The sequence below is a fragment of the Paenibacillus sp. S02 genome (assembly GCF_019454065.1).
Classification (GTDB): Bacteria; Bacillota; Bacilli; order Paenibacillales; family Paenibacillaceae; genus Paenibacillus; species Paenibacillus polymyxa_B.
In genome coordinates, this window is record NZ_CP073682.1 from 3715109 (window position 1) to 3729459 (window position 14351).

Here is a 14351-nt window from a genome sequence, read left to right on the forward strand (position 1 = left end):
GGCGGCATTATGCTATAATCGGACATATTACGCCACACGACATGGCTTAACCCAGTTACAGGAGGAAAAGGAATGACATTTAGTGGATTTACTGCAAAGGACTTCGATGTTTTTGAAATACCGGGGTTGGAGCCTCGTATGGAAGTGCTGATTCAGCAGGTTCGGCCCAAGCTGGAGGCAATTGGCGAGGGATTGGCCCCGTTCCTGACAGACTTATGTGGGGAGCCTATGCACGTTCACGTTGCCAAGCATGCACGACGCAAAGTCAATCCCCCCAAAGATACTTGGGTTGCCTGGGCGGCAAACAAGCGCGGATACAAGGCGCTGCCGCATTTTGAGGTAGGCATGTTCGCTTCCCATCTTTTCGTCATCTTCGCAATTATTTATGAAAGCCCGAACAAAGCTACATTTGCCCAGGCGCTCGAAGCCAACCTGAGTGATGTACGTTCTAACCTACCGGATCATTTTTACTGGTCCATGGATCATATGGCTCCAGAAGGCACAGAACAACAACACATGGATAATGAAGATTTTCAAACGATCATCCACAAACTGCAACAGGTAAAAAAAGCGGAGGTCATGTGTGGAATCCGTATTGACCGAGAAGATCCACTTGCCAGCGACGGGGCTGCATTATTACAGGCAGTGCGTTCTACCTTTGAGCATTTGCTGCCGCTGTACCGAATGTCTTTCTCGAAAGAGTAGCCCTCGCCGCTTTTCAAGGCGCTGTTCAGGCCTCCACAGTCTTCCTGCGTGGATTACGCGCCAGAGCCAGGTGGCAGCCAAACATGAGCAGCATCACGACCCCACTGATGATAAATGGAACTGTGTGTCCGGCACGGTCCCATAGCACTCCTGAAACGAGCGGGCCTATAACCATGCCGGAGCCTTGAAGTGTTAAAAAAAAGCCCCATACCGTTGCCCGCTCGCTTTCCGGAATCAGTCGGGCAAGAAACGTGTTCCATGCAGGCAAAATGAGCGCATATCCCAAACCAATAAGCGCTACGGATACAAACACCAGCGGAATAGATCGAACGATTGAAAAGAGAAACAGCGTAATTCCGGCTAGCAAAAAGCCAACATGTAGAAAATACTCCGTTCCAAGTCGGTCGACCAACTTGCCGCAAGGGATCAGTGCCAGCACAGTCACCCCACCGCCTGCAATCAGGAGCACGCTGTACAGGTTTGGTGAAATCCCGAGGTCTGTCCGAGCGTATAGCGTCAGTACCGGGCTGATTAAACCGATAACAAAAGACTGCAAAAACAGCGCCGGGTAAATTAACGGATTGACGTTAAGCTTTGTTTTGAGCACGCCGATCGTCTCCTGGATTCCTTTCAGAACTCCCCGCTTTTGCTTTATGTGCCCATCAGACGACACTAGAGCGCTCTGTTCGAGGTCACCTTTGTCAGCAGACCTTTTCGTTCCTGGCAGCATGAGAGCAACCAACAACAATACAACACTGCATCCTATCAAAATCATGAACACCATGCCGTAAGAATGCCCAAAGTGGGATATGGCGAAGTTCATAATGAGCGGACCCAATCCCGTTCCGCCCATAGACGCAATTTCCAGTGTGCCCATCGCCGCGCCATTGCTGTTATTAGGCCCAGACATTTCGGTCGTTCCGGTCATAACACAAGGCCAGAGCGGAGAAGTACCCAGACCAAGCAGCAGACACGCGACGACGAGCCACACTGGCTCTGTCAGTACGCTCAGCATAATAATTGCTACAAGTGTAAACAACAGCGCGGCCGACATCGTTCCACGGTAACCGAGCCGTTCAGCCATCCAGCCCGCTGGTGCCCGGAACGCATTGTCTCCAAAATACTGAAGTGAAAAGGCCAAACCAATAATCCCGGCCGACAAACCCAGCGTTTCTCCCATATATACCGGCAGGATAGATACGAGAAGAGATCCTTTCATAAATTCGACCAGAAATACCAAAACCCACAATTTTGTAAAAAAAGGAGTCCATAACCGCTGCGGAGCTTTTTTTCGTCCCATTTGCCTCATCTGATCCACATCCTCCACTTCATTTTTTAGCTATAAAGACCGGGTTCTCCGCCTACTCCACTCTTCCACAAATAAATGCGCCTCAATCGCTTGCATTCCTACTTCAAACTGCTATACTCAATTTTGTTCTATTATCAATTGCACAGGATTGTCGAAATCCTGCATGAAAGGTTGTGACAACACTAATGAATCAAAGCAACACCCCGCTTTTTACTGCTTTGAAAAAGCATGCTCAGAGCAACCCGGTTCAATTTCACATCCCAGGTCATAAAAAGGGAGTGGGAGCAGATTCGGAATTTCGCGAATTTATGGGGGATAATGCCTTTTCCATAGATATGATCAACATCGCTCCATTGGACGATCTGCATCAGCCATCAGGCGTCATCGAAGAAGCTCAAAAGCTTGCAGCAGAGGCCTTCGGAGCTGATTATACTTATTACAGTGTACAGGGGACAAGTGGAGCCATCATCACCATGATTATGTCGATTTGCTTGCCAGGTGATAAAATTATTGTACCCAGAAACATACACAAATCCATAATGTCTGCCATTATCTTCGCTGGTGCGAAGCCGGTGTTTATATCTGCAGTCAGTGATGAGAATCTCGGTATTCACCACGGGGTTACTACCAAGTCCGTACGCCGGGCATTGGAACGCCACCCTGACGCCAAGGGCGTCCTTGTTATCAACCCGACATATTACGGTGTGTGCGCCGACTTAAAAGAAATTGTAGATCTCGCTCACAGCTATAATGTGCCGGTCCTGGTCGATGAGGCTCACGGAGTACTGATTCATTTTCATCCTGATCTACCGATGTCCGCCATGGAGGCGGGAGCAGACATGTCAGCTACAAGCGTCCACAAGCTGGGTGGTTCCTTGACTCAAAGCTCGATTCTGAATGTAAATACGAAAAACGGATACGTGAATCCACAGCGTGTACAAACGATTTTCAGTATGCTGACAACAACGTCGACTTCGTATATTCTGCTGGCTTCGTTGGACACATCCCGACGTAATCTGGCCCTTAACGGTCATGAAATAGCACAACGTGCTCTTGATTTGGCTGAATATTGTCGTTCAGAGGTCAACAAGATTGAAGGGCTATATTGCTTTGGCAGCGAAATTCTTGGCACGGAAGCTACCTATGATTATGATCCAACCAAAATTACGGTTCATATCCGCCATCTGGGCCTTACTGGATACGATGTGGAAAATTGGCTGAGAGATCACTACAATATCGAGGTTGAGCTTAGTGATATGTACAATATTCTCTGTTTGGTGACCCCTGGTGATACCAAAGAGGAAATTGAAATTTTATTGAAAGCTCTGCGTGAGCTGGCTTCTCTGCACTATTCCACAGGTCAGGAGCATGAGCTGGTTGTAAAGATACCGGATATCCCTCAGCTCTCCCTCATTCCAAGAGACGCTTTTTATGGAGATACGGAAACCGTGCCTTTCAAGGAATCTGCAGGTCGCATTATTGCAGAATTCATTTATGTGTATCCACCTGGTATTCCGATCTTACTGCCAGGAGAAGTTATTTCGCAGGACAATATTGATTATATTGTTGATCATGTAGAAGTAGGCCTGCCTGTTAAAGGACCTGAGGACCGAACAGTACATCAGGTGAAGGTTATCGTCGAAACTGACGCTATTTCATAATATTGATCTGTCAACACATGCTTACAAAATATGTTGGTAGTCAACAAAAAAAGCCCCTATTTAGGGGCTTTTTTTGTGTGTCTCGAAGATCTTTATCAGCTGCTACATCCAATTCTATTCGTATTGGGCAACAAGCTCGCTATATGCGGCTTCTACACGTTTCCACTCATCTTCGTCCTCAATATTGTAAAGCACCATTTCTTCGTTTTCTTCTTCCATACGAAGAATAATGCCATCCGCTTCGGGATTGCCTCGCTCAAGCAGAAGAGCATAAACGTGATCTTCTACGTCAAAGGTCTCTACCAGCACCATTTCTACATCTTTACCATTTTCATCAGTTAGCGTAAGAACCATTTCTTCATGTTCGTGGTCATGATCGTGGTTGCAGGCTTCACCGTGTTCATGTTTGTGATCACTCATGGAAATACCTACCTTCAAATTGTTTTATTTTCCCCCGTATCGTAACATGATCAAGGGTGCAGGTCAATTTGTGGTATGCCTAATTTATCGCTGTAATGACTTTTTCGGACACCAGGGTATAGCTGCCGTCTTTGCTCTCTTTAATGTAGAAACCAACCCGGTAATTCCCTGCTGTTTTGAAATCATACGTAAAGTCATTCGTACGGAACCAGAAGTTATCCTTTTGCGCTCCTTTGATATCTTGGGACTGAATATCCTTCACGTTGCCCGAAGGGTCGGTGATCGCTACCTTCACTCCGGAGATATCTGTTTTCAAGGTATCAATTTGACTGAATACATTAAATTTCACTTTATTGCCTTTATTCACGTTACCAAACACCGTATCTCCCTTGAACAGGAACATATGCACGTTAGGCTGGTCGAAAACAACTTTCCCACCGGATGGATCAAAATTTACAAGTCCGTTAAAATCACGGATGGGTACATAGGTTTTCCCATCAATGACAACTGCACCATCTTTTGACACTTCTCCATTAATAATCAACTGCACTTGGTCCTTGGCGGATTCCGCCGAAATGGCGGTCCCTCCCATTATTGAAAAGGCCATCACTAGGGCCATCACTTTTCTCCATTTCATCACTACTAATCCCTCCATCGTTATCTGTTTAAAACCTTCTGTCGTACATTTATACCTAGCTCAGCCGCACAAGTTGCGCTGTGTTTCACAAATTGTCCAAAGTTTTTACATAAGGAGCCAAATCTTTAGTTCCAGCAGCATAGGTGATAAAATACGACTGTAGAATGTCCTAGTACACAAAGTCCGGAGGGATAATCCATAATGAGCCTAACGATACAAATGCTTGGCACAGGCAGTGCCTTTGCCAAGCATTATTACAACAACAACGCGCTGCTGGACAGCGGAGAAGGCAAACTGCTGATCGATTGCGGTACAACCGCTTCTTTAGCATTACACCAAATGGGCGTCCCTTTGCCTGATATTGGCGCAATTTTAATCACACATATTCACGCAGATCATGTCGGAGGTTTGGAGGAATTCGGTTTTCAAATGAACATTCTCCATCGTCGCAAGCCTCTACTTTATATCGCCGAACCACTAATCCACCCTTTGTGGGAACATACGCTCAAGGGCGGAATGTCACAGCAAGGTATGATTGACAAGCTTGAAGATGTATTCGAGGTAAACGTAATAACGCCTGGTGTACCCACTACATTAGTATCGGGTATCCAGGTGGAGCTAATCCCTACAAGGCATATTCCGGGTAAAAACAGTTATTCCATATTCATTAATGACCGCCTTTTTTATAGTGCAGATATGGTTTTTGACCCTGATTTGCTTCATCATCTGGTGCATGAACGAGGATGTCGTGGTATTCTGCATGAGGTTCAATTACAAGGCGCTGGAGAAGTCCATACGACGTTGGACGAGCTGCTAAGCTTGGCGCCATCTCTTCAAGAGCGGATTCATCTGATGCACTATAGTGATGATATGGAACAGTTCAGGGAGAAGGCAGGAGTCATGTCCTTTCTGGAGCAGCAACGAGTATATCAACTTACAGAGTTGGAACGTGCAGAGTAGCATGCTAAATACAGTTTGAACAATTAACAAAAAGCCGCCTGGCTTTCCTACAAAGGGTAGCCAGGCGGCTTGCTGTTCTTGAATATAATGATGAACTTGCATTCTAATGTTGCGAGTTAAGGTCAGAACAATGGCAGTTGATCCAGGTTATTAGATGGATCTCCATCGGCATCTCCCCGAATTCGTTTGCTTCCATCCTTGGCCTTGAAAACGTTAACGCCTGCAATTGAGCCTGCTTCAATCTCGTTCAATGCTTGGCTATAATCTAAAACCCGACCAGTAGATGTCTGAAAAGACGTAAGGTCGCCATCCCCGTTTTTACGTACTGCTGTAATTTGCTCCCGTTCTGTATCAGCCATACTGTATCGCTCCTTATCCATAGTATAGTGGAGGAACTTTTACTAGCATGCACATTGTACAGATTTGTATGCACCTTACGCTGTCGACTACAACTTTTTGCGCATACGTACATGCGGTATTCCCGCATCGTCAAAAGGTTCATCGGAGATCGTCTCATAACCGAGCTTTTCGTAAAACTTCTCGGCTTGACATTGGGCATCTAGCAGCGAGTATCTTAACCCCAATTCACGTGCACGTTCCTCCAGCGCTAGCAGTAATACACGTCCATAGCCTGCGGCACGATGCTCCTTGAGAACGGCAATACGTTGCATTTTAGCTGTATCTTCGTCATAGTATGTCAATCGACCAGTGGCCACCATTTCACCATGTTCACAAATTAGCAAATGATGGGCCGTATCTCCCAGCTTGTCATAATGGTCAATTTCTAAATCGAGAGGAACCTTCTGCTCTTCGACAAACACTTTGGTACGGATCGATATTGCCTCCTGTAGCTGTTCCTCTGTTGTTACACTTATAATTTCTGCGGCCATCATCTGTTCCCCCTATCATTAATTCCAAATTGCAAACTCGCTAAATTCGAATTATATATATAAATGGTCATGAAGTACAGGCTGACTTCTATTTTTTCACTTTACATATATGCTTAATACATGATATTATCTAGTAACCGCAGGACGGTAGCTCAGCGGGAGAGCATTATCTTGACAGGGTAAGGGTCATGGGTTCGATCCCCATCCGTCCTATTCGTCAAAAGCCTTGATTCTCAAGGCTTTTTTATTTGTCTAGAAATAAAGCGAGTTATCCTGAGAAAAGAAAACAGGTCATTCACTAAGATTTAATCAAGAAATATTTTTAAATTAAAATCATACTTATAAGATAAAAAAGCCGCCCGGAAAAATAGGGTCGACTTTTCTGTATACTCAGATCATTGCATTTTAACAGCACCACTTCTTCAACAAAGCCTTTCACCTTGATCCTTCTATTATATAGAAGAAAAAAAACAGAACCATCAGCACAATACGTATAGAACTCTTAGATTACGATATAAACCGCCCCGCTCTCACTATCAATCTCCGTGGGGTAAGCAGTCACACATCCAGTATCCGGCTCTTGCACTCGACCAGTGGAAAGGTCGACTTTCCAGTCATGGAGCGGACAATGGACCGCTGAGCCACATATCATTCCTTCGGATAACCGCCCCCCTTTGTGCGGACAACGATTCTCAAGCGCATGCACGCTGCCATCGCTCAGACGGAATACAGCTATCTCTGTATTATGAATGCGAACTGTCCTTGCTCCACGTCGGTCAATTTCGTTCAGATCAGCTATTCTGACTCTGTTGGTTGTCGTATTGGTCTCCATTTTGTCAGCCCCCTATTCCATTACTGGCTTAAGTTTCGGCAACTGCACAAAATTTTTGCGCAGCTCTTCGTTGTGAATAATTTCGTGCCACGGATCAGTCGTCGTGCTTAACGTCTCCTCAATTCTGGTCACCAGTTGCTTCCTCGTCTCTGCATTCGCGAGTGCCTGTTTGATGGATTCAACTCCGACCCGTTCCACCCAACGGGCTGTGCGTTCGTTCCAATTGGCCTGCTCGCGATAATACTGCAGATAGGCACCGGTCCATTCCATCACTTCATCCTCGGTTTTAACGGTACAAAGCAGTTCAGCTGCCCGAACCTTAATACCGCCGTTACCTCCAACGTAGATCCCCCAGCCACCGTCAATAGCAACGACGCCTAAATCCTTGATCGTCGCTTCAGCGCAGTTACGCGGGCAACCAGACACAGCCAGTTTGACTTTGGATGGCGCATTCAGACGCTCAAATGCCTTTTCCAACCGAATGCCCATACCCATAGCATCCTGAGTGCCAAAGCGGCAAAAGGTGTTACCTACGCACGTCTTAACCGTTCGCAGCGTCTTTCCATAGGCATATCCAGACGGCATATCCAACTCGGCCCAGATCCCCGGCAAATCCTCCTTTTTCACACCAAGCAGGTCAAGACGTTGGCCACCCGTAAATTTAACCAGAGGCACATTGTATTTCTCTGCGACAGCAGCAATTTTCTTCAGGTCGGCAGGTGAAGTAACTCCTCCATAAATGCGGGGCACGACAGAATAGGTGCCATCTTTCTGTATATTGGCATGGTACCGTTCATTCGTGAATCTGGATTCCTTCTCATCCTCATAATCCAGTGGCCATACCATACCTAGATAATAATTGAGGGCCGGCCGACATTTAGTGCAACCTTCCGGTTCGTTCCATCCCAGCACATTCATCACTTCTTTGACGCTCTTCAATCCCATCTCCCGAATGCCATCAATGATCGCTTCCCGGTCAAGCGTCGTACAACTACAAATCCCCTCTTTCATCGTTTCTCCGGCTTCTGCGCCTGCATATAGCAGTAAGAGTCCCTCCACTAATGGCTTGCAGCCGCCACATGATGCCGATGCCTTCGTGCATGCCTTAATCTCCCCGACACTCCGGCAGCCAGCGGCAACCGCCTCTCCAATGTCACCCTTGGATACACCATTACATCCGCATACAATTTCGTCATCAGGCATCTGCTCCAGCATCATGGCGCCACTAGCTTCAGGTTGACCGGGATTGAAGCCAAGTAATAACTCTTTCTCTCGGCCAACCACCGACTCGCCACTTTTGATCAAAGAAAACAGCATGACTCCGTCAGACGTATCCCCAAACAGAACGGCTCCGATCAGTTTTTCGTCCTTGATCACGATTTTTTTGTAGACGCCGCCAATATCATCCTGATACCGCAAGGAACGTGTTTCCGGCTCGTCCTTGTAACTCCCTGCTGAAAACACGTCTACGCCCGAAACCTTCAACCTTGTAGAAGTGACGGAACCACTGTAGCCGGGAGTCTCCATTCCCGCGAGCCGCTGAGCCAGCACACCACCCTGCTCATATAATGGAGCTACCAGTCCGTAAGTGATTCCCTGGTGTTCTGCACATTCGCCAACGGCGTAGATGCCGGGGATATTCGTTTCCATGTGATCATTTACGATGATGCCGCGGTTTACAGGGATTCCCGCCGACACCGCCAGTTCAATGTCTGGTTTGATGCCTACCGCCATAACGATCAGGTCTGCTTCCAGCTCACTGCCATCAGCAAATTTCAATCCTTCCACGCGACGACGGCCCGTAATTGCCGCCGTCCGCTTATTGACCAGAAAAGTCATTCCCTGCTCCTCCAGCTCGCGCCGTAGCATAAGGGAAGCTGCCTCATCCAGCTGCCGATCCATAATATATCCGTTAATATGAATAACCGTGACGTCCATCCCCAAGTTAAGCAGCCCCCTAGCTGCCTCTAGCCCAAGCAATCCGCCGCCGATAACGGCTGCTTTTTTGTGCGTCTTTGCCGTCTCCATCATCGTTTCACAGTCACGAATATCCCGGAAACCGATAACACCATCCTTGTCGGCCCCTGGAAGCGGCAGAATAAAGGCTTTAGAACCTGTTGCCAACAACAACAAATCATAAGAGATGCATACGCCGGAGCGCGACGTCACCTGCTGCTTTTCCGTATCGATGGCTGTGACAGGATCATCGGTATATAATCGAATATTGTTGTCTTCATACCAACTCCAGTCATTGATGACAATATCCTGCAAACCAGCCCCTCCCGCCAGAACGGAGGACAGCATGATCCGGTTATAGTTTGGATGGGGCTCGGCCCCGAATACCGTAATCTCATAGCTACCTGGTGCAAGCTTCAGCAAATGTTCGAGTGTGCGTATCCCTGCCATTCCGTTGCCGATCAACACTAACTTTTGAATACCGTTCATCAGGTCACTCCCCTTCCATTTGTATCCTCAAAACATAAAAAGCCTGCTTCACATATGGGGATTCAAAATATCCCTCCACATGAGAAAACAGGCTCCATTGCCGTTTCATCGAATACGCCGTTGTATCCATCAGAGTATGGAATTAAAAAGTATTGTAGCTAATATATAATGGTTCAAATGATATGTCAACATTCCTTACGCATTAACTTATAAAAATTTTTATTTTATCACCATGTAACATATCTATGACGTATAAAATATCACTCCCCTACAAAATTAGGATTGATTTTCAGTCCAAAACACGCCAAAATGGTTTAAAAGTCCGTTTTAACTTGATGATGATGAAAAAATAAGCAGGCAGACAAAATCTTATGTCATATTTGTTATCAGTGATTACTATCCCCATCGCTAACTACCCTTCATGTTACAGAGAGGAGGAGCCCGCTTGCGTTCCTTGTTGGTAATTCACTTACATTCTGACCATGTATCTGAGCAGACACACGCCGTTTCCTCATGGCAGGCAGGACCTGAGCACCTTTTAGAGTCCAACGGATACCTAACTCTGCCCTGCCGCAATGAATCTGAAATCAAACAGCTAATCCTTAATGCAGACGCGGCGGTACTAAATATACCTGTCGGCACTATCAGCATGTGGGGTGGCAGGCTGGAGCAAGCCAAAGCGGTCCCGTTGCTCTGGTGGTGCAGCGCAGAATCAGCGCTATCATCGACAGAGGCTTGTGAAGCTGATGTCACTGTCGATGGCATTCTAACTCCTTCTATGGCAGCCCATGAGCTGAATTGGGCTCTTCATTTTAGTGCCAAACGCTTTTTTGAACGCCAGCACTGGCAAAGTGAACGCAAGCAACTGACCGCTCGGCTGGAAGAACGAAAATGGATTGATATGGCGAAAGGAATACTTGGGGAAGTAAACGGTATCCCGGAAGCGGAAGCATATGATGTGCTACGCAAAAAAGCAATGAACGAACGCAAACGTATCGTTGATGTGGCCATCTCCATCGTCAAAGCACAGCAAATGCTAAAAGCATAAATCTGAAAGGGGCCTGAACATGAATATCATTGAAATATTAAAAGAAGTGGGTCGCGGCAAAAGGGGCGCCCGGGATCTGAATTACGCCGAAGCCGAAGCTGCCGCCGAACTTATTATGACCCAGTCAGCAACCCCTGCTCAAATCGGAGCTTTCTTTGCCGCGGAGCGCATTAAAATGGAGAGTGTTGCCGAGCTGGAAGCATTCGTAAACATCTGCCGTAAATATACCCATCGCTTTCCGATGCAGGAAGGTATTGATTTCGCCGGTCCGTACGATGGCAGGAAGTCTTCATTTATCGCCACCTTCGCAACGGCCTTTCTACTCGCCTCATGCGGAATTCCTGTAACGATGCATGGCAGTGCACCTCTCCCTCCCAAATGGGGTGTTACACTCCCGCTTTTACTGCAGGAAATGGGGGTAACGTCCCGGAACATGACACGTGAAACCGCCATTCATGCCGCGAAGCTGACTGGTGTACTGTTCGTAGCCTCCGAACAGTGGTGTGCGCCCCTGCGAGATATGCGGCCCATTCGCGAAGAACTGGGGCTTCGCACAGTGCTGAATACTGCCGAGAAACTGGTTGATTACGGTTCTTCCCCGTATATTGTATTCGGCGTTTTCCACAATACTGTGTTCGAGAAGACGGCGAAACTCATGCAAAATCTGAATTACCGCAGGGCTCTGATCGTCCAGGGGAGCGAAGGATCGGAGGATCTGTTCATCGATCGACCGACCCGGACTTACCTGCTTGCTAACGACGAGGTATCACTACAGGTTATCGATCCGGAAATGTACGGGCTGGATTCGGTGGTACCCGAGCATAACTGGACCCCCGCTGAACAACTACGCATTACGGAGGAAGTGCTACAAGGCACAGCTTCTATAGCCTTTTCGAATCAGGTGTTACTCAACAGTGCGGTCCGACTGTTCGTTGCAGGGCGAGTCGACTCCATAGAGGAAGGTTTGTATACCTGCAAACCGCTGCTAGAAAACGGGGACGCCTGGGATTTGTATTGTCACTGGCGGGAAGCTATGCTCAGAAAAGAAATAAAAACAGGAGCAAGCAGATCCGAAACCCGAATGCATTTATAATTATTGGCGTCACGCAGTCTAGCGATTGTGGGCCCTAAACTACCCAACCCAAAAAGGCCAGCTCCCTCACTCATACAAAGGGACTGGCCTTTTATGCAAAGAAAAAGTCACTTACTCAATCCTGCTCTAGAACTCAGGCCAATCACCGTTATCTGCACTGGTTGCGGCTGCAGCCAGGTGAAGGGGACGGATGCGCACAGCAGCCGTTTTGAATCCAGGCATCCGGCAGAACGGATCGAGATCGGGTCGGGTCGCCCGATTTACATTTTGTATCCCACCCCAATGCATGGGCACGAAGAGCGTATCTTCGCGGATATGTGGTTTGATCCGGCTGCGGACAGTGAAGCTCCCGCGCTGTGATGCTATTTCTACCCACTCCCCGTCCCTGATATGCCAGCGTCGCGCTGTCCGCGGATGAATTTCCACATAATTCTCAATCTCTCGTGCGGCCAGCGACGGACTTCTGCGCGTTTGTGCACCGGTCAAATAGTGAGCCAACACGCGGCCGTTCGTCAAAATAAGCGGGTACTCCTCTGATATCTCCTCTCCTGCTCCACAGCTTTCAACCACCGTAAAAACAGCCTTTTGATCGGAATGGGCAAAGGTTTCCCGAAACATCGTATCCATACCGACTCTGTCCGTAGACGGGCATGGCCAATATACTCCTTCTTCACGACGCAACCTGTCATATGTGATCCCATAATAATCGGCAGGACCGCCCCGGCTGGCAAGCCGCAGTTCTTCAAAGATATGCTCAGCATCCCTGTAAGAGAAATAGCTGCCCTTGTTTAGCTTTGCAGCCACCTGACACAAAATGTTCCAGTCATCTCTAGCCTCGCCCGGCGCGGGCCTCGCCGCTTCCCGTAGCAGAACGCGGCCCTCCAGATTGGTCATCGTCCCCATATTCTCCAAATAAGACGTCACAGGCAAAACAACGTCGGCCATCCGCGCGGTTTCAGTGAGAAACATATCCGCCACAACCAGCAGATTCAGCTTTTTGAGGGCTTCCTCCACCAGCGTGACATTTGGGTTAGATACAACAGGGTTAGAGCCCATCACGAACAAAGCTTGGATTTCTCTCTGATGGACAAGCTCCATCATTTCATAGGCGGACACTCCTTTTCCCGGCAAACTGCTTGGTTCAACTCCCCACACGGAAGCCACATAGACTCGATCCTCTTCATTCTCAATCGATCTGTAACCAGGAAGCTGGTCAGCCTTTTGGCCGTGCTCTCGCCCCCCTTGCCCGTTTCCCTGACCTGTAATAGCTCCATAACCGCACCCTTCCCTTCCAATCTTGCCAGTGGCCAGCACCAGATTAAGAAATGCACGCACCGCCATATGTCCATCTGTCTGCTGTTCAACACCCCTGGCCGTAAAAACGATGCCGGTCTCCACACCGCCAAAGGCACGTGCTGCCTGCCGGATCATTTCTACCTCAATTCCGCACAACGCAGCCGATTCTCTCAGATCCACACTCTTCAAATGAGTCAACAGCTGGTCATAGCCGTTGGTCCGCTTGCGGATAAACTCTTCATTCGCAAATCCTTCGTCCACGATGACCTTTAGCATGGCATTGGCCAGTACAGCATCCATACCTGGCTTGATCTGCAAGTGCAAATCGGCGGCCGCCGCCGTTGGTGTCGCGCGCGGGTCAATTACAATGACAAACGCGCCGTTTTCCTTCGCCTGATGAAAATAAGGCATTAACGTCGGCTGACATTCAGCGATATTCGTGCCTGCAAGCACAATACAACGAGCTAATGGAATATCAGCCAGTCTGCAGGTCAGTCCGCGATCAACGCCAAACACTTTACTGCCAGCGGATGCCGCTGCCGACATGCAGAAGCGCCCGTTATAATCGATATATCTCGTACCTACAGCCACTCTTGCAAATTTACCGAGTAAATAAGCCGTTTCATTGGAGAGTGAACCTCCGCCGTAAATTCCGATTGCATCGGGACCCTGTGTGGACAGTAGCGTAGAGAAACTGCTAGCTATAGTATCCAACGCCTCCTCCCACTTGACGGGAACAAGTTTGCCCTCTTTGCGTATGAGGGGCTGTACCAACCTTTCCGCATGAGTCGCATGCTGATGCGCATTCATTCCCTTAATGCACAGCCTACCCTGCGAGGCTGCATTAGGCTTCCCCTCCGCCTTATACACTGTACGGTTGATACCCGCGAGTGTCTCTGTACCCGTGCTAACGGTCATCTTACATTGCACGCTGCAAAACGGGCACTGCGTATCCATTACTGACGATACATGTAGCCCAGCTTCCGGTTTGCCTTCTCCTGACTGACACATCAAAGTCACCTCCCCTTCGCCATTTTTCGGAATCTTATTGTCTG

13 protein-coding genes and 1 tRNA gene are annotated in these 14351 nt (G+C 48.0%); 6 read left to right on the plus strand and 8 right to left on the minus strand.

What is annotated here, in order from left to right:
* The first annotated feature begins 72 nt into the window (after nucleotides 1-72).
* On the plus strand, nucleotides 73-705 hold the full coding sequence (locus tag KAI36_RS16500; protein ID WP_220025438.1) for a YktB family protein: 633 nt from the start codon (nucleotides 73-75) through the stop codon (nucleotides 703-705).
* A gap of 25 nt (nucleotides 706-730) precedes the next feature.
* On the opposite strand, the gene KAI36_RS16505 is transcribed toward KAI36_RS16500, so the two are convergent.
* Nucleotides 731-2014 carry an MFS transporter gene (locus tag KAI36_RS16505; protein ID WP_220025439.1) on the minus strand — a complete coding sequence of 428 codons (1284 nt, stop codon included), beginning with the start codon at nucleotides 2012-2014 and terminating at the stop codon, nucleotides 731-733.
* Between the two features lie 185 nt (nucleotides 2015-2199).
* Here KAI36_RS16505 and KAI36_RS16510 point away from each other — a divergent pair, with 185 nt between their 5' ends.
* A complete protein-coding gene (locus KAI36_RS16510; protein ID WP_220025440.1) occupies nucleotides 2200-3675 on the plus strand; it encodes an aminotransferase class I/II-fold pyridoxal phosphate-dependent enzyme in 1476 nt (491 codons plus the stop codon).
* A gap of 114 nt (nucleotides 3676-3789) precedes the next feature.
* Here the strand turns inward: KAI36_RS16510 and KAI36_RS16515 are convergent, their stop codons facing one another.
* A complete protein-coding gene (locus KAI36_RS16515; RefSeq protein ID WP_007431055.1) occupies nucleotides 3790-4095 on the minus strand; it encodes a DUF1292 domain-containing protein in 306 nt (101 codons plus the stop codon).
* 79 nt (nucleotides 4096-4174) lie between these two features.
* Nucleotides 4175-4732, minus strand: a complete 558-nt coding sequence (locus tag KAI36_RS16520) for a hypothetical protein (RefSeq protein ID WP_023989343.1) — start codon at nucleotides 4730-4732, stop codon at nucleotides 4175-4177.
* Between the two features lie 201 nt (nucleotides 4733-4933).
* On the opposite strand from KAI36_RS16520, the gene KAI36_RS16525 reads away from it, so the two are divergent.
* Nucleotides 4934-5692, plus strand: coding sequence for an MBL fold metallo-hydrolase (locus tag KAI36_RS16525; RefSeq protein WP_028540538.1), 759 nt, complete (start codon nucleotides 4934-4936; stop codon nucleotides 5690-5692).
* Between the two features lie 122 nt (nucleotides 5693-5814).
* Here KAI36_RS16525 and KAI36_RS16530 read toward each other — a convergent pair whose 3' ends face one another.
* Both KAI36_RS16530 and KAI36_RS16535 read right to left on the minus strand, forming a co-directional pair.
* Nucleotides 5815-6051: a DUF3892 domain-containing protein gene (locus KAI36_RS16530; protein ID WP_025724007.1), complete on the minus strand. Its 237-nt coding sequence runs from the start codon at nucleotides 6049-6051 to the stop codon at nucleotides 5815-5817.
* A gap of 87 nt (nucleotides 6052-6138) precedes the next feature.
* Complete coding sequence (locus tag KAI36_RS16535; protein WP_220028150.1) at nucleotides 6139-6582, minus strand: GNAT family N-acetyltransferase; 444 nt, start codon at nucleotides 6580-6582, stop codon at nucleotides 6139-6141.
* 141 nt (nucleotides 6583-6723) lie between these two features.
* Between KAI36_RS16535 and KAI36_RS16540 the strand changes: the two genes are divergently transcribed.
* A tRNA-Val gene (locus KAI36_RS16540) sits at nucleotides 6724-6795 on the plus strand.
* Nucleotides 6796-7084: 289 nt separating this feature from the next.
* On the opposite strand, the gene nirD is transcribed toward KAI36_RS16540, so the two are convergent.
* Both nirD and nirB read right to left on the minus strand, forming a co-directional pair.
* Entirely contained in the window at nucleotides 7085-7414 is a 330-nt protein-coding gene (nirD, locus tag KAI36_RS16545) for a nitrite reductase small subunit NirD (protein ID WP_025724005.1), read from the minus strand.
* A 12-nt stretch (nucleotides 7415-7426) separates the two neighbouring features.
* Nucleotides 7427-9859, minus strand: coding sequence for a nitrite reductase large subunit NirB (gene nirB, locus KAI36_RS16550; protein WP_220025441.1), 2433 nt, complete (start codon nucleotides 9857-9859; stop codon nucleotides 7427-7429).
* 445 nt (nucleotides 9860-10304) lie between these two features.
* On the opposite strand from nirB, the gene KAI36_RS16555 reads away from it, so the two are divergent.
* Together KAI36_RS16555 and KAI36_RS16560 are read left to right on the plus strand one after the other, a co-directional pair.
* Entirely contained in the window at nucleotides 10305-10907 is a 603-nt protein-coding gene (locus KAI36_RS16555; protein ID WP_025718435.1) for an ANTAR domain-containing response regulator, read from the plus strand.
* Nucleotides 10908-10926: 19 nt separating this feature from the next.
* The gene (locus tag KAI36_RS16560) at nucleotides 10927-12000 is read left to right on the plus strand and encodes an anthranilate phosphoribosyltransferase (RefSeq protein WP_220025442.1); all 1074 of its coding nucleotides are present in this window, start codon (nucleotides 10927-10929) and stop codon (nucleotides 11998-12000) included.
* Nucleotides 12001-12126: 126 nt separating this feature from the next.
* On the opposite strand, the gene nasC is transcribed toward KAI36_RS16560, so the two are convergent.
* The gene (gene nasC, locus KAI36_RS16565; protein ID WP_220025443.1) at nucleotides 12127-14307 is read right to left on the minus strand and encodes an assimilatory nitrate reductase catalytic subunit NasC; all 2181 of its coding nucleotides are present in this window, start codon (nucleotides 14305-14307) and stop codon (nucleotides 12127-12129) included.
* Between the last annotated feature and the right edge of the window lie 44 nt (nucleotides 14308-14351).

Bases quoted from the DNA above. Each gene is read 5' to 3' on its own strand.
- KAI36_RS16500 (WP_220025438.1), top strand. From the start codon at position 73: ATGACATTTAGTGGATTTACTGCAAAGGACTTCGATGTTTTTGAAATA.
- KAI36_RS16505 (WP_220025439.1), bottom strand. From the start codon at position 2,014: ATGAGGCAAATGGGACGAAAAAAAGCTCCGCAGCGGTTATGGACTCCT.
- KAI36_RS16510 (WP_220025440.1), top strand. From the start codon at position 2,200: ATGAATCAAAGCAACACCCCGCTTTTTACTGCTTTGAAAAAGCATGCT.
- KAI36_RS16515 (WP_007431055.1), bottom strand. From the start codon at position 4,095: ATGAGTGATCACAAACATGAACACGGTGAAGCCTGCAACCACGATCAT.
- KAI36_RS16520 (WP_023989343.1), bottom strand. From the start codon at position 4,732: ATGAAATGGAGAAAAGTGATGGCCCTAGTGATGGCCTTTTCAATAATG.
- KAI36_RS16525 (WP_028540538.1), top strand. From the start codon at position 4,934: ATGAGCCTAACGATACAAATGCTTGGCACAGGCAGTGCCTTTGCCAAG.
- KAI36_RS16530 (WP_025724007.1), bottom strand. From the start codon at position 6,051: ATGGCTGATACAGAACGGGAGCAAATTACAGCAGTACGTAAAAACGGG.
- KAI36_RS16535 (WP_220028150.1), bottom strand. From the start codon at position 6,582: ATGGCCGCAGAAATTATAAGTGTAACAACAGAGGAACAGCTACAGGAG.
- nirD (WP_025724005.1), bottom strand. From the start codon at position 7,414: ATGGAGACCAATACGACAACCAACAGAGTCAGAATAGCTGATCTGAAC.
- nirB (WP_220025441.1), bottom strand. From the start codon at position 9,859: ATGAACGGTATTCAAAAGTTAGTGTTGATCGGCAACGGAATGGCAGGG.
- KAI36_RS16560 (WP_220025442.1), top strand. From the start codon at position 10,927: ATGAATATCATTGAAATATTAAAAGAAGTGGGTCGCGGCAAAAGGGGC.
- nasC (WP_220025443.1), bottom strand. From the start codon at position 14,307: ATGTGTCAGTCAGGAGAAGGCAAACCGGAAGCTGGGCTACATGTATCG.